We start from the raw sequence: 21,464 nt of genomic DNA, 5'->3' as shown, positions 1-21,464 counted from the left end.
TGCCGTTTGGCGGGTGTTTGCCAGGTGTTGTCCTGTGCATGTCCCGCCAGTCGGCGAACAGGAGACTCGTTGTGGGGTGCAAGGGTTGTACGGGGGCTGTGTGAATTTCGCGAACCGCTGTGTGCCCGGACCGGCCCGGTGTCAGTGGCCCAGCACCGTTCCGTGCCCGACGGCGCCCGAAAGGCCCAGCTTCTTCGGCGTCACCGAGACCGTGTCGGTGAGTGCGGGCTTCTCGGCGCCCTTCTTGAACCAGACGCCGCCCGTCGAGCCGTTCTCGCCGGGCGCGCCGACCGCGAGGTCCGGGTACCCGTCGCCGTCGTGGTCGGCCGCCGCGAGGGCGGAGCCGAACCGGTCGTTGAACTCCGAGGTGCCGGCGACCTGGGCCGAGTTCTGGGTGACGAGCGGACCTTCCAGGACGGGCTCGCGGTAGACCGTCTCCAGGAAGGCGTACGCGCCCGCCGCCCGCTCCTTGGTGCCGACGGTCTCGTGCGGGATGCCGACGAGCAGGGCGTCGCTGCCGTCGGGGCTTCCCGCGTGGACCGTGGCGAGGGCGGCGCCGAAGTCGTCCTCGGGCTCGCCGGTGCCGCCGACGTACGGGCTGTCCTGGGTGGTGCAGTCCCAGTCGCCGCCCAGCGTGGTGCCCGCCGCTCCGGAGATCAGCGCGACGGCGCCGCCGGTGCGGTCCTTGGGGCAGTACGTCTCCTCCACCTCGGGGTTGGGTTCGACCAGGCCGATCGCGAGGTCCTGGGTGCCGTCCCCGTCGAAGTCGCCGGCCGCGAGCGCGGCGCCGTGGTCGCCGGTGGTCCAGGAGGTCGTCCAGTCGCCCGTCGCCGGTTTCGACGTCACGAACGTGCCCTGGTCCTCCATGCCGCTGTAGGTGACCGCGAGGTCGTCGCCCCCGTCGCCGTCGAAGTCGGCCGTGGCGAGGGCGGAGGGGCCCGCGAAGTGCCAGTTGCGGATCACGGTGGAGGCGGCGGCGGAGGTCTGCGGGCCCGGGCGCAGGCGCAGCGCCGCGGTCTCCTCGCCGTTGCTGCTGTACGCGAGGTCGCCGTGCCCGTCGTGGTCGTAGTCGCCGGTGTTCAGGAGTCGGCCGATGTGCGCCTCGTCGTGGCCCTTGGCGGTCGTGGTGCCCGAGGTGAGGCCCTTGGCCGAGCCCCACAGGACGTAGAGGGCGCCCTCGCGGCTCTCGCCGGGGGTGTCGAGGGTCTCGTCGGGGGCGGAGACGGCGAGGTCGGCGTACCCGTCGCCGTTCAGGTCGGCGGGCGAGACGGCGTACCCGAAGTGGTCGCCGGACTCCGAGGTGCCGGGTATTCCGGCGGAGTTCTGGCTGTACGTCGATGAACCCCGGGCGCCGAGGCCGCCGGGCCCGCCCCACACCACGTTCACGTAACCGGCCCCGGTGTGCCCGCTCACGTTCGCGGCAGGCAGGCCGACGGCCAGGTCGGTGAAGCCGTCGCCGTTGAAGTCACCGTGGAGCGGGGCGGGTCGGGCGGTCGCCGCGGGTGCGAGGGTCAGGGTCGCGGCGCCGAGCGCCAGGGCGCAGGACAGGGCCAGGTTTCGCTTCCGCACGAGTCGAACTCCCGGTGTGTGAGGGGGGGTTGGCTACCGGTGGTGTGACACGTGGGGTGAACGGATGGTTGTGTCCGGGTCAGCCGGAGGTGAACTCCGCTGTGGAGAAGGAGAGGTGAGACGTCGAGGCGACGAGTGCGGAACCTCGCGCGCCCGGGAACACCGTCACCGCGTCCTTCGCGGACCCCGAGCCCGAGGCGCGCTGCAGCACCAGATCGTCCCGCCCGTCCCCGTCGAAGTCGGCCACGGCGACGACCCGGCCCGCGCCCGGCGAGCCCGCGACGAGGCGTGCGCCGCCGTCGACCAGGCGGACCTCGGCGCCGCCGGACACGACCAGGTCGGTGCGGCCGTCGCCGTTCAGATCGCCCGCGTCGAGCGCGTCACCGCGGACGTCGAGCGTGCCGCGCCCCTTCACCGCGAGGCCGTCGCCGGTCAGCACCGCGGAGCCGAACCGGCCGAACACCACGTCCTTGCCCGCCGGGTAGGCGGCGCCGGGCGTCTGCGGGCCGTTCGGGCCGCCCAGGACGAGGGCCGAGCGGGCGGTGCCGCCATGGGCGCGGACCAGGATGTCGTCGGCGCCGTCGCCGTTCACGTCGGCCGCGGGGCCCGCGGGGAGGTCGCCGATGGACCGGGCGAGCCCGGCCGGGCCGCCGCGCGGGGCGCCGGAGTCGGTGAACGGGCCCGGCAGGAAGGAGAGTTGGCCCGCGCTGGCGTGCACCACGAGGTCGTTCTTGCCGTCGCCGTCGAAGTCGCCGCACACGGGCTGGTCGGGCCAGTCGTTGCCGAACCTGGCCTTCGCAGGGATCGCGACCTTCACGCCCTTGCCGACGATGCCGCCCGGCGAGCCGAACAGGATCTGCAGCGGCACCGGCGGCTGCCCCTGCCCGTCGTAGGGCGGGTCGGTCGACACGACGAGATCGGTGAAACCGTCCGCGTTCAGATCACAGCTCGCCTCCGACGCGAACGCCGCCGGGGTCTGCCCCTTCGTCGGCGCCGCGAACTTCTCCGGGGTCAGCAACTGCCGTACGTCCGGCGTCAGTCCGTGCCCCTTCTTCCCGTACACGATCCCGATCCCGGGGTCGTCGCCGAGCCCGTCGTGCGCGAGATCGTCCAGTACGAGGTCGGGGGCGCCGTCGCCGTTGAAGTCCGCGGAACCCTTTGCGGACGCGGCGCCGGTGCCGTGCGGGACCGGCCGGGCCGCCCCCGCCGTTTTGCCGGTCTTGCCGCTCAGGGCGACGGGCCGGTCGCCGGCGGCGGTGTCGTGCGGGGCGCCGCCGCAGCCGGTGAGCGCGGCGGCGAGGAGCAGGGCGCCGCCGAGCCCCGCCGTGCCCCTGCGCGGCGCGGCGCTCGGTCCGCCGCGCCCACAACCCCGTATGCCTGCCATCAGCAACGACCCCGTTCACCTCATGAGTTCACAACCTGCACATGATGGCGCCCGTCCCGCGGTGGCGTTAAGGGGTGCGGGGTGCCGCGTTCGTCACGCTGCCCGGCCGCGGGGGTCAGCGCAGCGCGGTCCCGAAGCCGATGCCCGCGGCGGGCAGACCGAAGTCGGCGCCGTTGAAGGAGGTGATCCCCGTCGTCGTCAGGAACGGGTCGGCGCCGCGCAGCACCCACACCGCGCCCGCGTCCTTCTTCGTGCCGATGTCCTCGCCGGACGCGGCGATCTCCAGGTCGGCGTGCTGGTCGCCGTTGATGTCCTTGAAGGCGAGGCTGGAGCCGAAGGCGTCGCCGGTCTCCGGGGTGCCGGTGATGCCGGGGGTGGCCTGGTGGTAGGCGCGGCCGCCGCTCTCCACCCAGCCCTTGCGGCCGTCGAGGACGGTGACCGAGCCGGTGCCCTTGACGCCGTCGACGGTCTCGCCGGGGGCGCCGATCGCGATGTCCGCGCAGCCGTCGTCGTTCATGTCGCCGACGGCCACGGACGCCCCGAACCGGTCCTCGGGCTCGGTGACCCCGGGCACGTCCTGGCTGTTCTGGGTGACCTTGCCCATGCCCTCCATCTCGTCGGTGAACACGGCGCCGCCGCCGTAGATCACCCAGACCGAGTTGTCCTCGGGCTGTCCGGTGACCAGGTCGGGGATGCCGTCGCAGTTCACGTCGCCGGTGGCGGCGGCGCCGGTGGTGGAGCCCTCGAAGTCGCCGTCGAGTCGGCCCGAGTGGTAGCCGATGTCGCCGGGGCCGCCGTCCACCCAGCCGGTGTAGGGGGAGCCGTCGGCGTTCTTGCCGTAGAGGACGTACGTGTACGTCCTGCCGACGCCGGCGCCGTGTATCTGGAGCGCGGTCTCGCCCTCCAGGGTCACGCCGTCGGGGATGAAGTCGACCTCGGGCGCGTACGCCGACGCGGGCGTGCCGTCCCCGTACCACCACCACTTCTCGGCGCTGACGACGGACAGCTGTTCCCAGTCGTCGCCGTCGAGGTCGACGAAGACGGCGCCCTCGCCGAACCGTTCGTCGTCGGCCGTCGGCGCGTGGTAGACCTGCGCGCCCGTGGTGAAGCCCTTGGCGCCGCCCCACACGACGGTCACGGACCCGGAGGCCCAGTCGGCGACCTGCTCGCCGGGGGCGCCGACGATCAGATCCGCGTAGCCGTCGTGGTTCACGTCGCCGCTGGTGACGTTCTCCCCGAACTCGTCCTCGGCCTCGGTGGTGCCGGGCACACCGGCGGTGGCCTGGCTGATGGTCACGGACTTCCCGGCCCCGGAGGCCGAACCGAACGTCACCGTCACGGAGTTGGCCTTCGGGGTGCCGATGGCGAGGTCGCGGTAGCCGTCGCCGTTGTAGTCGTCCTTGAGGGTGCTGGTGGCGGCGGATGCGGTCCCCGCGTACGGGAGGGTGAGGCCGCCTGTGGCGAGGGCGGCCACTCCGGCGGCTACGGCCAGCTTCTTGAGGCGCACGGTGAACTCCGTTGGTGGGGCGGGGTTGTCTGTCACCGGTGTGACGCGTGAGGGGGTGGGGGTGGTTGTACGTCGGCGGGTGCGGGTTGTGTGTGGCTGGTCGCGCAGTTCCCCGCGCCCCTGAGATGCGCACTTCGTGCGCCGTCTCATCGGGAAGGCCGCGCGTCAGCGCATGCCTTCAGGGGCGCGGGGCCGTATCGCTACGCGGCTCCGCCGCGTGGGCGCGACCGGCCGAAACGAACCGGCACTCGACAGCGAACCCCGCACCCCCAACGGCGCCTAGTCGTCGATCGCGGCCCCGAAACGCGCCCCCTGAGCCGGAGCACCCAGCGAGCCGGCACCGTACGTCCACGACCCGGACGCCGTGACCCCGCCCGACCCCGCCGAGAACACCCAGACGACCCCGTCCCCGGCGTTCTCCCCGGGCGCGGCGGCCAGCAGGCCGAAGCGGCCGTCGTCGTTCGGGTCCGTGAAGGAGACCTGCGCGCCGAACTTGTCGCCCTTCTCGGCGGCGCCGGGAACGTCCGCCGAGTCCTGGTTGAAGTCCCGCACGCCGCTTGCCGTCAGGCCGGAGGCGGAACCGCGCAGGACCCAGACCGCGCCCGCGTCGGCGACGCTGCCGATGTCCTCGCCGGGCGCGCCCACCGCGACGTCGGCGAACCCGTCGCCGTTCGTGTCGCCGACCGACAGGTCCGCGCCCCAGCGGTCGCCCCGCTCGTGGGCGCCCGGGACTCCGGGGCTGTCCTGCGTCCACCGGTCGGCCTCTCCGGCGGGACCCGCGTCCGAGCCGTAGTAGACGCCGATCATGCCCCCGGCGACGGACTCGCCGCCCTCGTCGGGGCCCTGCGGCTCGCCGGTGACCAGGTCGTCCTTGCCGTCGCCGTCGATGTCCCCGGAGGCGACGACCGGGCCGCCGCGCAGGGCGAGCACGGGCAGCGGGTCGGCGTCGGACGCGGTGCCCGGCAGCACGTAGGACCAGCCGTGGTTGCTGTCGTCGTCCGCGGAGATGCCGGAGACGACGAGGTCGGCGAAGCCGTTGGCGTCGTAGTCGCCGGTGCTCAGGTTCGTCGGCCGGATGCCCGGCGGCTCCTCGGCCGCGGACCGGGCCTCGGGCGCCTTGGCCGCGAAGTCCGTACGGGAGTGCCGTACGAGGTGCTTGCCGGACGGCGCGTCGGCCGTCCTGCTCCTGGCGGCGGGCGCCGCCTCGTACTGGAAGATCGCGAGGCCGACGGAGTCGAGGACGGCGAGCATGTCCCCGTCGCCCACGTCGCTGAAGCGGGCCGCGGCGAGCGCGGAGCCGAAGCGGCCGCCCTTGGCGGGCTCGTCGGCCTCGAGACCGGTGGACTCGGATCCGACCAGGCCCTTGGGCGTGCCCCACAGGACGACGCCGCCGCCGGAGTCGGTGACGGAGCCCAGGTCCTCGCCGGGCGCGCCGATGATCGCGTCGTCGTAGCCGTCCCCGTCGAGGTCGCCGGTGGCGACGGCCTGACCGAAGGCGTCGCCGGTCTCGGCGCTGCCCGGCACACCCGTGGTGTTCTGGCTGAAGACGGCGGAGCGGGACGTCCCCATCCCGCTCGCGCCGCCGTACTGGACGGTGACGAGACCGGCGCCGGCGTGCCCGCCGACGGTGGCGCCGGGGGCGCCGACGAGGACGTCGTCGTAGCCGTCGCCGTTGAAGTCGGTGTTGCGGTCGTTCGCGCGGGTGCCGCCCGGGGTGCCCGCGTACGCGGACGGGGCGGAGGCGATGAACGTACCCGTGAGGAGAAGGAACGAGGCCGCCGCGAGGGCGGCCGTACGGTTCTTGCGCACGTGCGGCTCCTGAGCTGAAGGAAGGCCGGGCAGCGCGGGGGGATGGCCGGAAAGGGCCCGTTCCTCGTCCGGCGCACCGTTTGACACGGGATCATCCGAAAGGGTTGTACGGGACCGGACAAGCAAAGAGGGCACCCCGTGGCGACGGGGTGCCCTCAAGTCGCTTGCGCAGGCGGTTACTTCGCCTGCTTCCGCACTGGCCTACTTCACCGGCTCGGGCTCCGGCGCGTCCTCGGTCTCCGTCTCGCCCGCCGGGTCGGCCGGCGTCTTCACGGAGTCGAGGAGCAGCTGGGCCACGTCGACGACCTGGACGGACTCCTTGGCCTTGCCGTCGTTCTTCTTGCCGTTGACCGAGTCGGTCAGCATGACGAGGCAGAACGGGCAGGCGGTGGAGACGATGTCGGGGTTCAGCGACAACGCCTCGTCAACACGTTCGTTGTTGATGCGCTTGCCGATCCGCTCCTCCATCCACATCCGCGCGCCACCCGCGCCACAGCAGAAGCCGCGCTCCTTGTGGCGGTGCATCTCCTCGTTGCGCAGGCCCGGGACCTTGCCGATGATCTCGCGCGGCGGCGTGTAGATCTTGTTGTGGCGGCCCAGGTAGCACGGGTCGTGGTACGTGATGATGCCCTCGACCGGGGTCACCGGGACGAGCTTGCCGTCGTCCACCAGGTGCTGGAGCAGCTGGGTGTGGTGGATGACCTCGTAGTCGCCGCCGATCTGCGGGTACTCGTTGCCGATCGTGTTGAGGCAGTGCGGGCAGGTCGCGACGATCTTCTTGGCGGTGCGGGGCTTCTTCGAGTCCTCGGTGACCTTGCCGTCGTCGTCGTACTCCTCGCCGAAGGCCATGTTCAGCGACATGACGTTCTCCTGGCCGAGCTGCTGGAACAGCGGCTCGTTGCCGAGGCGGCGGGCGGAGTCACCGGTGCACTTCTCGTCGCCGCCCATGATCGCGAACTTGACGCCCGCGATGTGGAGCAGCTCGGCGAAGGCCTTGGTGGTCTTCTTGGCGCGGTCCTCCAGGGCGCCGGCGCAGCCGACCCAGTAGAGGTACTCGACCTCGGTGAGGTCCTCGATGTCCTTGCCGACGACCGGCACCTCGAAGTCGAGCTCTTTGAGCCACTCCAGGCGCTGCTTCTTCGCCAGGCCCCAGGGGTTGCCCTTCTTCTCCAGGTTCTTGAGCATCGTGCCCGCCTCGGACGGGAACGCGGACTCGATCATCACCTGGTAGCGGCGCATGTCGACGATGTGGTCGATGTGCTCGATGTCGACCGGGCACTGCTCGACACAGGCGCCGCAGGTGGTGCAGGACCACAGGACGTCCGGGTCGATGACGCCGTTCTCCTCGTGCGTCCCGATCAGCGGGCGCTCGGCCTCCGCGAGGGCGGCGGCGGGGACGTCCTTGAGCTGCTCCTCGGTCGCCTTCTCCTCGCCCTCCATGGACTTGCCGCCACCGGCGAGCAGGTACGGGGCCTTGGCGTGCGCGTGGTCGCGCAGCGACATGATGAGGAGCTTGGGGGAGAGCGGCTTGCCGGTGTTCCAGGCGGGGCACTGCGACTGGCAGCGGCCGCACTCGGTGCAGGTGGAGAAGTCGAGCAGGCCCTTCCAGGAGAAGTGCTCGATCTGGCTGACGCCGTAGACGTCGTCCTCGCCCGGGTCCTCGAAGTCGATCAGCTCGCCGTTCGAGGTCATCGGCTGCAGGCCGCCGAGGGCCACGTCACCGTCGGCCTCGCGCTTGAACCAGATGTTGGGGAAGCCGAGGAAGCGGTGCCAGGCGACACCCATGTCGGTCTTCAGGGAGACCGTGATCATCCAGATGAAGGACGTCGCGATCTTCACCATGGCGACGAAGTACACGATGTTCTGGAGGGTGCCGAGGCTCAGCCCCTTGAAGGCCAGGACCAGCGGGTACGAGGCGAAGAACGAGGCCTCGTAGTGGTCGAGGCCGTGCATCGTCGCTTCCAGCGCGTGCAGCGTCATGATGCACAGGCCGATGATCAGGATCACGGCCTCGACGAAGTAGGCCTGGCCGAAGTTCGAGCCCGCGAAGCGGGACTTGCGGCCCGCCTTGCCCGGCTTGCTCAGCTGCCGGATGACGATCAGCGTCAGGATGCCGAGCGTCGTCATCAGGCCGATGAACTCGACGAAGATGTTGTACGGCGCCCACTCGCCGATGATCGGCAGCAGCCAGTCGGCCTGGAAGAGCTGGCCGACGGCGTTGACGATCGTCAGGATGAGGGAGAAGAAGCCCACCGCGACGAACCAGTGCGCGAACCCGACGATGCCCCACTGGTTCATGCGCGTGTGGCCGAGGAACTCCTTGGCCACGGTCACGGTGCGCTGTACGGGTTCGTCGGTGCGCGTGCCTGCGGGGACGTTCTGGCCGAGCCGCACGAAGCGGTAGATCTGCGCGATGGCCCGGACGAACAGGGCCGCGCCGACCACGATCAGGGCCAGCGACACGATGATCGCGGCGAGTTGCATTTTGGGGGCTCCTCGGGCCTGCGAGGGGGAGTCTTCTCGGGACGGGTTCTCGAACGGTGCTGATTACTAAGCGGTAACTTATGCAGTCCGTCTGAGACTACCCACTTACGCGGTCGCAATGTAGTCGGCCGGGTGGTGATCTGCGTCGCTGAGGCAAGCCTCACGCGCGGGGGGTGCCCGCACGGCGGCCCGGAGCCGCCGCCAAAGCAGATCGTGTTATTCGCCCCATATTTGGACATAACGGAATAACTTATGTAGGGCTCCGGACGGGCGCGCCCCACCGGTGTCACCCCGATACCGCACCCCAACTCACCGAACCGAGGGGCCCATGGCGAGCGCACCGACCGCACCTCTGACACATCTGGTCACCGGCGGCGCGGGCTTCATCGGCTCGCATCTGACCGACGCACTGCTCGCGCAGGGTCACACCGTCGTCGTCCTCGACGACCTGTCCACCGGCGACCGCGTCAACCTCGCGGCCGCCTGGCCGAACCCGCGGCTGCGCTTCGTGCGCGGCTCGGTGCTCGACGCCCGGCTCGTCGACGAGCTCGCGGGCCGCTGCGACCGCGTGATCCACCTGGCCGCAGCGGCCGGTGTCCGGCCGGTCGTCGAGCAGCCGCTGAAGTCGTTCCTGACGAACGTGCGGGGCACCGAGACCGTCGTCGAGGCCGCCCGCCGGCACGGCCCCCCGCTGCTGCTCGCCTCCAGCTCCGCGATCTACGGCAAGAACGACGCGGGCCCGGTCGCCGAGACCGCCGACCGGATCCTCGGGCCGACCACCGTGGCCCGCTGGTCGTACTCCACCGCCAAGGCGGTCGACGAGATCCTCGCGCTCGGCCACCACCGCGAGCACGGCCTGCCGGTGACGGTGGCCCGCCTGTTCAACACCGTCGGCCCGCGCCAGTCGCCCGTGTCCGGCACGGTCGTGCCGCGGCTCGCCGCGCAGGCCGTCGCCGGGCAGCCGCTCACCGTGCACGGCGACGGCACCCAGCGCCGCTGCTTCACCCACGTCACGGACGCCGTCGACGCGCTGCTGCGCCTCCTCGCCCACCCCGGCGCGAACGGCGAGATCTTCAACGTCGGCAGCGGCGAGGAGACCACCATCGGCGACCTCGCCGGGATCATCGTCGAACGCGCGGGCTCACCGTCGCCGCTGCGCTTCCTCCCGTACGAGGAGGTGTACGGCGGCGTCGCGGGCGGCTTCGAGGACCTGGCCCGGCGCGTCCCCGACACCACCAAGCTGCGCGAGCTCACCGGCTGGGAGCCGAGGCGGGGCCTCGTCGACATCGTGGACGCGGCGCTCGTCGACGCGGGTGGGGGCTTCCCCGGGCCCGCGGCCCCGACGGCCTTCCCCGCCGTCTCACCGGTGCGGGTCTGACGTGCTGTACGGGACGGCGGCCGCCGCGACCGCCCTGCTGCTCGCCGCCGCGCTGACCGCGGCCCTGCGCGCGCTGGCGCTGCGCACCGTGTTCCTGCGGGCCCTGGTGGACCGGCCCGGGGGCCGCAGGGCGCACGCCCGGCCGACGCCGCGCCTCGGCGGGGTCGGCGTGGTCACCGCCACCGGGACCGTCTCGGCGGTGGGCGCCGCCACCGGGCTCGTCCCGCTCGGCTCCGCCACCGGGGCGCTGCTGCTCGCCGGGGTCGTCGTCGCCGGGCTCGGACTCCTCGACGACCTCCGGCCGATCGGGGCGCGCGCCCGGGTGATCGTGGAGGCGGGGGCCGCGACCGTCGTCGTGCACGGCGCCGGGCTCGGGCTGATCGCGGGCGCGTTCGCCGTCCTGTGGATCGTCTTCGTCGCGAACGCCTTCACCCTGCTCGACAACTCCGACGGGGCGATGGGCACGGTCGGCGTCGTCACGGCGCTCGGCCTGTGCCTGTGCGCGGGGGCGGAGGGACTCGGCTCGCTCGCCGTCGTCCTCGGTCTGCTCGCCGCCTCGCTCACCGGCTTCCTGATGCACAACTGGCATCCGGCGCGGATGCTGCTGGGTCACTGCGGCTCGCTGTTCACCGGGTTCCTGGTGGCCGGGGCGGCGCTCCTGGTGAACGCCGAGCACGAGGCGTCCGCCTCGGCGGCCGCGCTGTTCGCGGTGACCGTGGTGGCCACCGCCGACGCGGTGCTCGTCATGGTCTCCCGGCGGCGCGCCGGACGCGGTCTGCTGCGCGGCGGCCCCGACCACATCGCCCACCGGCTGCGCCGTCTCGGCCTGACCGCTCCGGGCGTCGCCGTGGTCCTCGGCGCGGCCGCGGCCCTCGGCACGGCGACGGGCGTCCTGCTGCACCGCGGCCTCGTCGGCGTCTCGGCCGTCTGGTGGCTCGCCGGAGCGGCCGCGGTCGCGGTCGTGCTGCTGCTGCGGGTGCCCGTGTACACGGCCCGGCGCGCCCGGGGCCGCGCCCGCGAACGCCTTCCGGCACCGACGCGGGCCGGGCAGACGGCCGCGGGTCGGGCGATCACGGGTCAGGCGGTGGCCGGTCAGGGAGTGGGAGGCCAGGGAGTGGGAGGCCAGGTAGTGGGAGGTCAGGGAGTGGCGGGGCAGACGGTCGCGGGACAGCAGATCGCGGGACAACAGATCGCCGGGCAGCAGATCGCCGGGCAGCCCGTGGCGGGTCCGTCGGTCGATCTGGCGCGGGGATGAGCGCCGTGGGGCATCCGAGGTTCGTCCGGGTGGCCCGCGGCAACAGAGGAAAAGGGAGTGCGGCGATGACGATTTTCGGCCGGGTGCGGATGCTGGCGCACCAGCTCGCCGAGTACGAGATCGACCTGGTCCTGGAGTCCGGGGCCCGCGACGGCGCCTTCGGACGGGGGCTGCGGAGAGCGGGGTACCGGGGGCGGATCGTCTCCTTCGAACCGTTCGGCGGGGCCCGCTCCGGGGTGCGCAGAATCGCGGCCCGCGACACGGACTGGGACGTGGTGCCGTACGCGCTCGGCGACCGCGACGGCACGTGGATGCGGCGCCTGGACGGGATGTGGGAGGACGTCGTCGCCCCCGGCGAGCGGGTGCTGCTCCAGGTCGACGAGGTGGCGGAGCTGCCCCAGGTCATGGACGGCGCGGGGGTGTTCGGCGACGACCTCACCCTCGTACGGACCGGCGCCGCGCGTGAGGCGGCCTTCGCGTGAGGCGGCTGCGGATCGCCCTCGTCCACAGTTTCCACGGGGCCGCGGTGCCCGGCGGCGAGAACGAGACCGTCCTCGACCAGGCCGCCGCCCTCGGCCGCGCGGGCCACGAGGTGCGCCTGGTCGCGGCCCGCACCGACGTCCTGCACAACGCGCCCTGGTACGCGGCCCGTTGTGCCGTCACCGTAGCCACGGGGCGCGGCCGCAGCCCGCTGCCCGCGCTGCGCTCCTTCGCGCCGGACGTGGTCCACGTGCACAACCTGTTCCCCAACTTCGGCCGCGCCTGGCTCGCCCAATGGACCGGCCCGCTCGTGGCGACCCTGCACAACTACCGTCCGCTGTGCGCGGCCGCGGTGCTGTACCGGGACGGCGCGCCCTGCACGCGCTGCCTGGACGGCGACCGGTGGGCCGGGGTGCGGCACGGCTGCTACCGGGGATCGCGGCTCGCCACGCTGCCCCTCGCGTGGGCGTCGCGCGGCGGGGTGCGGGAGGACCTGCTGCTGCGCCGCGCCGACCGGGCCGTGGTCCTCTCGGAACAGGCCCGGGACACCTATCTGCGGGCCGGGCTGCCGGTCGAGCGGATGGCCGTCGTCCCCCATTTCGTTCCCGGGGCGAAGAGTTCGGTGTCGTCGGGCGAGGGCGGCTGGGTGTTCGTCGGCCGCCTCACCGAGGAGAAGGGCATCCTCGACCTGCTGCGGCGCTGGCCCGCCGGGCGGCGCCTCGACGTCATCGGCGCCGGGCCGCTGGACGCCGCGTGCCGGGCGGCGGCCCCGGAGTCCGTGCGGTTCCTCGGCGCGGTCGAGCGCGGGGTGCTGCGCGCCGCGCTGCCCCGGTACCGGGGGCTCGTCCTGCCCGGCCGCCGGCGGGAGGGGCTGCCCCTCGTCTACCTGGAGGCGCTGGCCGCCGGGGTGCCCGTGCTCGCCTTCGAGGGGTCCGCCGTGCCGGGCGCGGTGCGCACCGAGGGCACCGGCACCGTCACCTCCTGGGACGCCCCGCTGCCCGCCGCCCTGGACGCCGCCGAGCGGATCTTCCCGACGTTGCGCGGGCACTGCCGGGCGGTCTACGCGGAGCGGCACGGGGAGGCGGCGTGGGTCGCGCGGGCCGAGCGGCTGTACGCCTCGGTCGTCGCGTCCCCGGCCGAGGACGCCCGGAACGCCGGGGACGCCGGGGACGCCGAGAACGCCGAGAACGCCGAGAACGCCGAGAACGCCGAGGAAGCCGGGGACGCCGAGAACGCCGAGACCGCTGGGGACGCCGGGGCCGTCGAGGACAAGGTGGGCGTGTGACGGGCGGTGCGCAGGGCAGGGCGCGGGTCACCGTCGTCGAGCCGTACCTGGCCGCGTACCGACTGCCGTTCTTCCGACGGCTGACCGACGAACTCGCCGCCCGCGACGTGGAGTTGACGGTCGCGCACGGGCGGCCGGTGGGCGGTCCTGCCGCGCCGACGCCCAGCGCCACACGGTGGAGGCGATGGCGCGCAGATTCGCCACGGGCGTCGAGGGGCTGCTGGCCGGACCGGGGCGCGGGAGCCGGGCCGCGGCACCGGCCTGACGTCCGTCCGGCGGTACACGGACGGGCGTATGAGCGGTCGATCGGGATGCGGCGTGGAAGGACTCAACCATGGCATCGCGGTCTTTGCGTACGAAACTTACCCGACTCCTGCCGAAACGACGGCGGCTGCGCTGGAGTCTGCTCGTCTCCACCCTGCTCCTCGTGACGGCGGTGTGCGCGGGCGGATACGCGTACGCGCGTCTGAACGGCAACATCCGCACCGACGAGGCCACCGACCGGGCCCTGGAGGCCGAGCACGGCAGCCGGCCCGTCGCGCTCAGGCCGGGGGCGCAGAACATCCTGATCATGGGCTCGGACATCGAGGCCACCAAGGACAGCCAGCGCTCCGACACGACGATGCTGCTGCACCTGTCGGCGGACCGGAAGCGGGCCGCCCTGGTGAGCGTGCCGCGTGACCTGATGGTGGACATCCCGTCCTGCCGCACCTGGGAGGGGGAGCGCAGCGAGCCCGAATACGCCCAGTTCAACTGGGCGTTCGAGCGGGGCGGCGCGGCCTGCGCGATCCGTACGTTCGAGGAGCTGTCGGGGGTCCGCGTCGATCACCATCTCGTCATGGACTTCACCGGCTTCGAGGAGGTCGTGGACGCGCTCGGCGGTGTCGACGTGGACGTGCCCGAGCGGATGCGGGTGCCGGGCGGTGACGTCGTCCTCGACGAGGGCGAGCAGCACCTGGACGGCGAGCAGGCCCTGGTCTTCGTCCGGGGCAGGACCGGTGTCGGCGACGGCAGCGATCTGCAGCGCATCGAGCGGCAGAAGGAGTTCGCCCGCGTGATGCTGCACCACGTCCGCGCCGCCCGGCTGCTCGACCACCCCTCCGAGCTCTACCCGGTGCTGCACGCGGTGACGTCCTCGCTCACCGCCGACCGGGGCCTGGACTCGCTCGGCGAGCTGAACGGCCTCGCCAAGGACGTGGGCGCCGTCGCCGAGAAGCGCATGCCCATCGTGACGGTGCCCAGCGTGGAGCACCCCGACTACTGGGGCCGCTACATGCCCGTGGAGGACCAGGCCGACGCGCTCTTCACGGCGCTGCGCGAGGACCGCGAGCTGCCCGCGCACCTCTACAACGCCTACGACGCCGACAACGACGAGCTGTGATCCCGCGGCGGCGCCGCGGGGCTCACCGCGCGCCGCGGGCCAGGCCCGCCCGCACCACCGTCGTCACGTACGGGGCGACCATCAGCGCGGGCGCCCGCCAGCCGGTGTGCCGCAGGCAGTACACCCACCACTGCCGCACCGGCAGCTCCCGCTGCGACACCCGCCGGCGCAGCGCCTCCCGCACCCCGATGCCCGGCTCGCGCGAGCCGCGCAGCACCGGGTCGGCCGGGCAGTCGCCGACGTGGCGCGGCGCGACGTAGGCGGCGATGCCCGCGCGGCGGGCCCGGAAGCCGTGGTCGTAGTCGCCCATGCCGTTCCGGAAGACCTTGTCGATGTCGCCGACCCGCTCGCGCACCGCCCACGGGAGCAGCACCGCGTTCCCGTTGTACGTGGCGCAGGGCTCGGGCCTCCCCGTCGGTTCGACGAGGGTGAGGGCGCGGCCGCGGCGGCCGGAGTAGGTGGTGGCGCCGTCGTGGCACAGCGCGCCGACGATCACCGCCTTGTCGTCGAACTGCCTTGATGTGTGGAGGAGTTGGGCCAGTGCGTCCGGGGCGAGCCGGACGTCGTCGTGGAGCCACAGCTGGTGCGTCGGCTCGGGGCTGCCGGCCGCGCGGCTGTTGCGGCTGGCCAGGCGCATGCCGTGGCCCCAGTAGACGTCGGGGCCGACGACCGTCACCTGGACGCCGGGGTGGGCGCGGCGCACCGCGTCCGGGGTGCCGTCGGTCGAGCCCGCGTCCACGAGGTGCGTGCGCACGGTCGTGCCCGGCGGCAGACCTTGCTGGGCGGCGAGCGTGTCGAGGGCGGCGAGCGTGGCGGCGCGCCGGTTGTGGCTGGTCATCAGCACCGCTACCCGGGGCGGCTCCACGTGGGGGCTCCTGACGTCGCGCGTTCGGGACGATCGGGGCACAAGTCTCCTGCCTCGATCCCCGGGAACCGGCGAGCGACATCGGAGCCTCCGGGTGGAGGGGGGCCTTGGAGGGGGGGCTTAGGGAGGGGCGAAAGTCCTTCGCGGTCGGGCCGCCGACATCTGCGTATACGCGGAAGGTCGGGGGAAAGCGCTGGTCAGAGCGTCCTTCCCGGCGAGATGAAGATAAGCGCAGGATAAAAGTTGAGCCTGGTCGACTCAGGTCTGTTGACGTCGAGGGGGGTGGTGTTGCAGTCTTGAGTCAGTTCCACTCAAGTAAGCACCTGGAGGAATCGAAATGGCACGTGCGGTCGGCATCGACCTGGGCACGACTAACTCCGTCGTCAGCGTTCTCGAAGGCGGCGAGCCCACCGTCATCACCAACGCCGAGGGCGCCAGGACCACGCCGTCCGTCGTCGCCTTCGCGAAGAACGGCGAGGTGCTGGTCGGCGAGGTCGCCAAGCGCCAGGCGGTCACGAACGTGGACCGTACGGTCCGCTCGGTCAAGCGCCACATGGGCACTGACTGGAAGATCAACCTGGACGGCAAGGACTTCAACCCGCAGCAGATGAGCGCCTTCATCCTGCAGAAGCTGAAGCGCGACGCGGAGTCCTACCTGGGTGAGAAGGTCACGGACGCGGTCATCACCGTGCCCGCGTACTTCAACGACTCGGAGCGTCAGGCGACGAAGGAGGCCGGCGAGATCGCGGGCCTGAACGTCCTGCGTATCGTCAACGAGCCGACGGCCGCCGCCCTGGCCTACGGTCTCGACAAGGACGACCAGACCATTCTCGTCTTCGACCTCGGTGGCGGCACCTTCGACGTCTCGCTGCTCGAGATCGGCGACGGCGTCGTCGAGGTGAAGGCCACGAACGGCGACAACCACCTCGGTGGTGACGACTGGGACCAGCGCGTCGTCGACTACCTGGTCAAGCAGTTCAACAACGGCCACGGTGTGGACCTCGGCAAGGACAAGATGGCGCTCCAGCGCCTGCGCGAGGCCGCCGAGAAGGCGAAGATCGAGCTCTCGTCCTCGACCGAGACCACGATCAACCTGCCCTACATCACGGCGTCCGCCGAGGGCCCGCTGCACCTGGACGAGAAGCTCACGCGCGCCCAGTTCCAGCAGCTCACGTCCGACCTGCTGGAGCGCTGCAAGACGCCGTTCCACAACGTCATCAAGGACGCGGGCATCCAGCTCAGCGAGATCGACCACGTCGTTCTCGTCGGTGGCTCGACCCGTATGCCGGCCGTCGCCGAGCTCGTCAAGGAGCTGACGGGTGGCAACGAGGCCAACAAGGGCGTGAACCCGGACGAGGTCGTCGCCATCGGCGCCGCCCTGCAGGCCGGTGTCCTCAAGGGCGAGGTCAAGGACGTCCTGCTCCTCGACGTCACCCCGCTGTCGCTTGGTATCGAGACCAAGGGCGGCATCATGACGAAGCTCATCGAGCGCAACACGACGATCCCGACGAAGCGCTCCGAGATCTTCACGACGGCCGAGGACAACCAGCCGTCGGTGCAGATCCAGGTCTACCAGGGCGAGCGCGAGATCGCGGCGTACAACAAGAAGCTCGGGATGTTCGAGCTGACGGGCCTGCCGCCGGCCCCGCGCGGTGTCCCGCAGATCGAGGTCGCCTTCGACATCGACGCCAACGGCATCATGCACGTGACCGCGAAGGACCTCGGCACGGGCAAGGAGCAGAAGATGACCGTCACCGGTGGCTCCTCGCTGCCGAAGGACGAGGTCAACCGGATGCGCGAAGAGGCCGAGAAGTACGCGGAGGAGGACCACGCCCGCCGCGAGGCCGCCGAGTCCCGCAACCAGGGCGAGCAGCTCGTCTACCAGACGGAGAAGTTCCTCGCGGACAACGCGGACAAGGTCCCCGGCGACGTGAAGACCGAGGTCGAGGAAGCCGTCACCGAGCTGAAGGAAAAGCTCAAGGGCGAGGACACGGCCGAGATCCGCACCGCCACCGAGAAGGTCGCCGCCGTCTCGCAGAAGCTGGGCCAGGCCATGTACGCCGACGCCCAGGGCGCGCAGGCCGCCGGTGACGCCCCGCAGGGTGACGCCCCCGCCGGCGACAAGGCCGCCGACGACGACGTCGTCGACGCCGAGATCGTCGACGAGGACCGCAAGGACGGTGCCGCGTGACGGAGGAGACCCCGGGCTTCGACGAGAACGAGAAGCCTGACGTCCCCTCCGGCGCCACCTCCGAAGACGCCGAGCCGAAGACCGCCGCCTCGCCCGACAAGGGCGAGGGGGCGGCCCCGGCCGGGGACTCAGCTTCCTCCAGCCCTCAAGGCGCACAGGACGTCGCCCTGACGGCACAGCTGGACCAGGTGCGTACCGCGCTCAACGAGCGGACCACGGACCTCCAGCGCCTCCAGGCCGAGTACCAGAACTACCGTCGCCGTGTGGAGCGGGACCGCGTCACGGTCAAGGAGGTCGCCGTCGCGAACCTCCTGTCCGAGCTGCTGCCCACCCTCGACGACATCGGCCGCGCCCGTGAGCACGGCGAACTCGTCGGCGGCTTCAAGTCCGTCGCCGAGTCGCTGGAGACGGTCGCCGCCAAGATGGGCCTGCAGCAGTTCGGCAAGGAGGGCGAGCCCTTCGACCCGATGGTGCACGAGGCCCTGATGCACAGCTACGCGCCGGACGTCACCGAGACGACCTGCGTGGCGATCCTGCAGCCGGGTTACCGGATCGGCGAGCGCACCATCCGCCCCGCGCGGGTGGCCGTGGCCGAGCCGCAGCCGGGTGCGCAGACGGTCAAGCCGGAGACCGCTGCCGAGTCGGCCGACGAGGCCGACGAGAAGGAGAGCGGTGGCCCGGAAGAGGGCTGACGTACAAGGGATCCACGGCATACGCAGCACATGTGAGGAGGGACGTCGAGGCCGATGAGCACCAAGGACTTCATCGAGAAGGACTACTACAAGGTCCTCGGCGTCCCCAAGGACGCCACCGACGCCGAGATCAAGAAGGCGTACCGCAAGCTCGCCCGGGAGAACCACCCCGACGCCAACAAGGGCAACCCCAAGGCGGAGGACCGCTTCAAGGAGATCTCCGAGGCGAACGACATCCTCGGTGACCCCAAGAAGCGCAAGGAGTACGACGAGGCGCGCGCCCTGTTCGGCAACGGCGGATTCCGCCCGGGGCCGGGCGGGGGCGGCGGTGGCTCGTTCAACTTCGACCTGGGCGACCTCTTCGGGGGCGGCGCCCAGGGCCAGGGCGGCGGCCAGGGCGGTTTCGGCGGCGGCATCGGGGACGTGTTCGGCGGCCTGTTCAACCGGGGCGGCGCGGGCACGGGCACCCGGACCCAGCCGCGCCGCGGGCAGGACATCGAGTCCGAGGTGACGCTCAACTTCACCGAGGCGGTGGACGGGGCCACGGTCCCGCTGCGGATGTCCTCCCAGGCTCCCTGCAAGGCGTGCTCCGGCACCGGCGACAAGAACGGCACGCCGCGCGTGTGCCCGACCTGCGTCGGCACCGGGCAGGTCTCGCGGGGCGGCGGTGGCGGCTTCTCCCTCACCGACCCGTGCGTGGACTGCAAGGGCCGCGGCCTGATCGCGGAAACCCCCTGCGAGGTCTGCAAGGGCAGTGGCCGCGCCAAGTCGTCGCGCACCATGCAGGTGCGCATCCCCGCCGGGGTCTCCGACGGCCAGCGCATCCGCCTCCGCGGCAAGGGCGCGCCGGGCGAGCGGGGCGGCCCGGCGGGCGACCTGTACGTCGTCGTGCACGTCGGCGCCCACCCGGTCTTCGGCCGCAAGGGCGACAACCTCACGGTCACCGTCCCGGTGACCTACCCGGAGGCGACGCTCGGCGGCGAGGTCAAGGTGCCCACGCTGGGCGGCCCGCCCGTCACCCTGAAGCTGCCCCCGGGCACGCCGAACGGGCGGACGATGCGGGCCCGCGGCAAGGGCGCCGTCCGCAAGGACGGCACCCGCGGCGACCTGCTGGTCACCGTCGAGGTCGCGGTCCCCAAGGACCTCCCGGACGACGCACGCGACGCCCTCGAGTCGTACCGCAAGGCGACTGAGGACACCGATGTGCGGGCAGAACTGTTCCAGGCCGCGAAGGGAGCCTGAGCCAGATGGACGGCCGCCGACGAAGCAACCCGTACGAACTGACCGACGAGACACCGGTGTACGTCATTTCGGTGGCGGCCCAGCTGTCCGGCCTGCACCCGCAGACGCTGCGCCAGTACGACCGCCTCGGCCTGGTCTCGCCCGACCGCACGGCCGGGCGCGGCCGGCGCTACTCGGCCCGCGACATCGAACTCCTGCGCACGGTGCAGGAGTTGTCGCAGACCGAGGGCATCAATCTGGCGGGCATCAAGCGCATCATCGAGCTGGAGAACCAGGTCGCCGCGCTCCAGTCCCGCGTGGCGGAACTCTCCGCCGCCGTGGAGGGAGCCGCCGCGGCCATGCAGCAACGTGAGGCGGCGGTGCACGCCTCGTACCGCCGCGACCTGGTCCCGTACCAGGAGGTGCAGCAGACCAGCGCGCTGGTGGTGTGGCGCCCGAAGCGGCCGCAGGACTGACGCCGCGGTAACGGCGTGAAACGCGTGAAGGGGCCCCGGAGTTCGACGACTCCGGGGCCCCTTCACGGTGTTCACCTTGCTGCGGGTCACCTGCCCGCGGACTGCCACAGCGCCACCGCGAGCGCCGCGCACGACGTCAGCGCGGCCAGTGACGGCAGCGGCCAGCGGGTGCGCTCCAGGGCGTCGAGGCGTTCCTCGTGTTCGCCGAGGGTCTTGTCGGTCTGGTCGGCGCGCTGCAGGAGCAGGGCCAGATCGCCGCGCGTGGTGGCGAAGCCGACGTCGACGGATCGGCGCAGGCGCTCCACCTCCAGTGCAACGCCGCCCGGTTCGAGTGCGGTCACGGCCCCGCCTCCTTTCGGAGCCAGTGCGGCAGCAGCCGGTCCACCTCCGGCAGCGCCATCACGCGGCTGACGGCCGCCGCCACGGCGACGACGCCCGCGAGCGCGGGGACGTCCGCGGCGGCCCCGCCGTCGGCGAGCAGCGGCAGCAGCGCGACGACGGTCTGCAGCGCGGTGCGCAGCGTTCTGCGTGCGGCCTCGGTCATCGTCGGTCACCTCCTCACGTGTGCGGCACGCGCAGCCGGTCCCAGCTCGCGCGCCCCGGAATTCCGTCGGCCGCCGCGCCCACGTGGCCCAGCTCGCGCTGCCAGGCCGCGTACGAGAGGACGTCGGCCTCGCCCCACACGGGCCCGGGCCCGACGTGGTAGCGGCCGCAGCCCTCCGCGACGAGCCGCCGGCCGACGGCGGTGAACAGGTCGCTGCGCCGGCCCGTCACGAAGAAGCCGGCGCCGGGGAAGGGGGCGAACCCCTCGGGCGTCGGTGCGGGAACCGGCCGCACCCCGAGCCGCGCCTCCACCCGCGTGCGCATCCCGCTCATCGAGAACGACGGGTCGATCTTGCGGCGGGTCCACTCCTTGTGTCCGATCACGCTCGCCGCCGACCAGCCGTGGGCGCGGCACAGGGCGGCGGACACCCGTTCCACGGAGGCGAGTTGCGCCGCCGGGTAGGGGTCCTTGCCCGTGCCCAGGTTCTCGATGGCGGTGCCGCGCAGCGTCAGCGTCTGCTGCGGCGCCGCACCCGCCTGGCAGGTGGTGCGGATGCCGACGACCCAGGCGAGCGTGTCGAGCTCGGCGCCGGTGACGTCCACCACCCTTACGACGTCGCCGAGTTGGATGCGCGGATCGTGCAGCACCTCGACCTCGCCGAGCACCGGCACGGGGAAGCGGCCGGCGTCGAGCATGGCGTGCGAGAGGGTGTCGGCGGACTGCCGGGACTGCACCCAGGCGGAGGCCGAGGCCTCGTAGACCTGCTTGCCGTAGTAGGCCTGGCTCGTGGTGTTGTACCAGGCGAAGGTGCGCTGCTTCGACTGTCCGGAGCGGACCTGCGGGATGATCTGCACGGACGGGTTGCCGTCCTTGGTCACGGTCCACACGGCGGCGGTGCCGTGGTTGATGAACCGCACGACGTAGTCCGGGCCGTCGCGCAGCG

At 72.3% G+C, this 21,464-nt stretch carries 18 protein-coding genes; 9 read left to right on the top strand and 9 right to left on the bottom strand.

Annotated features, from left to right (window positions below; all coding sequences use genetic code 11):
* Positions 1-141 precede the first annotated feature (141 nt).
* From B072_RS0107390 to B072_RS0107370, 5 genes are all read right to left on the bottom strand, one after another.
* Entirely contained in the window at positions 142-1,569 is a 1,428-nt protein-coding gene (locus B072_RS0107390; protein WP_018529303.1) for an FG-GAP-like repeat-containing protein, read from the bottom strand.
* A gap of 79 nt (positions 1,570-1,648) precedes the next feature.
* Complete coding sequence (locus tag B072_RS42675) at positions 1,649-2,953, bottom strand: FG-GAP repeat domain-containing protein (RefSeq protein WP_018529302.1); 1,305 nt, start codon at positions 2,951-2,953, stop codon at positions 1,649-1,651.
* Positions 2,954-3,068: 115 nt separating this feature from the next.
* Entirely contained in the window at positions 3,069-4,460 is a 1,392-nt protein-coding gene (locus B072_RS0107380; RefSeq protein ID WP_018529301.1) for an FG-GAP and VCBS repeat-containing protein, read from the bottom strand.
* A gap of 279 nt (positions 4,461-4,739) precedes the next feature.
* Positions 4,740-6,269, bottom strand: a complete 1,530-nt coding sequence (locus B072_RS0107375) for an FG-GAP-like repeat-containing protein (RefSeq protein ID WP_018529300.1) — start codon at positions 6,267-6,269, stop codon at positions 4,740-4,742.
* Between the two features lie 201 nt (positions 6,270-6,470).
* Positions 6,471-8,753: a (Fe-S)-binding protein gene (locus B072_RS0107370; protein WP_018529299.1), complete on the bottom strand. Its 2,283-nt coding sequence runs from the start codon at positions 8,751-8,753 to the stop codon at positions 6,471-6,473.
* Between the two features lie 328 nt (positions 8,754-9,081).
* On the opposite strand from B072_RS0107370, the gene B072_RS0107365 reads away from it, so the two are divergent.
* The 5 genes from B072_RS0107365 (at position 9,082) to B072_RS42670 (ending at position 14,532) form a co-directional block, all read left to right on the top strand.
* Entirely contained in the window at positions 9,082-10,131 is a 1,050-nt protein-coding gene (locus B072_RS0107365) for an NAD-dependent epimerase/dehydratase family protein (protein ID WP_018529298.1), read from the top strand.
* Between the two features lies 1 nt (position 10,132).
* Positions 10,133-11,386 (top strand): MraY family glycosyltransferase, encoded by a 1,254-nt coding sequence (locus B072_RS0107360; protein WP_018529297.1) that lies wholly within the window; start codon positions 10,133-10,135, stop codon positions 11,384-11,386.
* 65 nt (positions 11,387-11,451) lie between these two features.
* Positions 11,452-11,868, top strand: coding sequence for a hypothetical protein (locus B072_RS0107355; protein ID WP_018529296.1), 417 nt, complete (start codon positions 11,452-11,454; stop codon positions 11,866-11,868).
* A complete protein-coding gene (locus B072_RS0107350) occupies positions 11,865-13,151 on the top strand; it encodes a glycosyltransferase family 4 protein (protein ID WP_018529295.1) in 1,287 nt (428 codons plus the stop codon). Before B072_RS0107355 ends, B072_RS0107350 begins: the two co-directional genes overlap by 4 nt.
* Positions 13,152-13,485: 334 nt before the next feature.
* Positions 13,486-14,532, top strand: a complete 1,047-nt coding sequence (locus B072_RS42670; protein ID WP_078506331.1) for an LCP family protein — start codon at positions 13,486-13,488, stop codon at positions 14,530-14,532.
* Between the two features lie 22 nt (positions 14,533-14,554).
* Here B072_RS42670 and B072_RS0107335 read toward each other — a convergent pair whose 3' ends face one another.
* The gene (locus B072_RS0107335; RefSeq protein ID WP_078506330.1) at positions 14,555-15,397 is read right to left on the bottom strand and encodes a glycosyltransferase family 2 protein; all 843 of its coding nucleotides are present in this window, start codon (positions 15,395-15,397) and stop codon (positions 14,555-14,557) included.
* 337 nt (positions 15,398-15,734) lie between these two features.
* Here B072_RS0107335 and dnaK point away from each other — a divergent pair, with 337 nt between their 5' ends.
* The 4 genes from dnaK to B072_RS0107315 are packed head-to-tail and all read left to right on the top strand — an operon-like array spanning position 15,735 to position 19,977.
* Positions 15,735-17,588, top strand: a complete 1,854-nt coding sequence (dnaK, locus tag B072_RS0107330; RefSeq protein ID WP_018529292.1) for a molecular chaperone DnaK — start codon at positions 15,735-15,737, stop codon at positions 17,586-17,588.
* Positions 17,585-18,280, top strand: coding sequence for a nucleotide exchange factor GrpE (grpE, locus tag B072_RS0107325; RefSeq protein ID WP_018529291.1), 696 nt, complete (start codon positions 17,585-17,587; stop codon positions 18,278-18,280). The genes dnaK and grpE overlap by 4 nt, the downstream gene beginning before the upstream one ends.
* Positions 18,281-18,334: 54 nt before the next feature.
* Positions 18,335-19,522 (top strand): molecular chaperone DnaJ, encoded by a 1,188-nt coding sequence (gene dnaJ / locus B072_RS0107320; protein ID WP_018529290.1) that lies wholly within the window; start codon positions 18,335-18,337, stop codon positions 19,520-19,522.
* 5 nt (positions 19,523-19,527) lie between these two features.
* Positions 19,528-19,977 carry a heat shock protein transcriptional repressor HspR gene (locus tag B072_RS0107315; RefSeq protein WP_018529289.1) on the top strand — a complete coding sequence of 150 codons (450 nt, stop codon included), beginning with the start codon at positions 19,528-19,530 and terminating at the stop codon, positions 19,975-19,977.
* A gap of 86 nt (positions 19,978-20,063) precedes the next feature.
* Here the strand turns inward: B072_RS0107315 and B072_RS0107310 are convergent, their stop codons facing one another.
* From B072_RS0107310 to B072_RS46305, 3 genes are read right to left on the bottom strand one after another with little or no spacing between them, the layout of a single operon-like run.
* Positions 20,064-20,318: a hypothetical protein gene (locus B072_RS0107310; RefSeq protein WP_018529288.1), complete on the bottom strand. Its 255-nt coding sequence runs from the start codon at positions 20,316-20,318 to the stop codon at positions 20,064-20,066.
* Complete coding sequence (locus B072_RS0107305) at positions 20,315-20,521, bottom strand: hypothetical protein (protein WP_018529287.1); 207 nt, start codon at positions 20,519-20,521, stop codon at positions 20,315-20,317. Before B072_RS0107305 ends, B072_RS0107310 begins: the two co-directional genes overlap by 4 nt.
* Before the next feature lie 14 nt (positions 20,522-20,535).
* Positions 20,536-21,216, bottom strand: coding sequence for a peptidoglycan-binding protein (locus tag B072_RS46305; protein ID WP_078506345.1), 681 nt, complete (start codon positions 21,214-21,216; stop codon positions 20,536-20,538).
* Between the last annotated feature and the right edge of the window lie 248 nt (positions 21,217-21,464).

Source organism: Streptomyces sp. HmicA12 (genome assembly GCF_000373565.1).
Taxonomy (GTDB): domain Bacteria; phylum Actinomycetota; class Actinomycetes; order Streptomycetales; family Streptomycetaceae; genus Streptomyces.
Note: the sequence above shows the minus strand (reverse complement) of the source record. Positions and strands in the feature narration are given on the sequence as shown.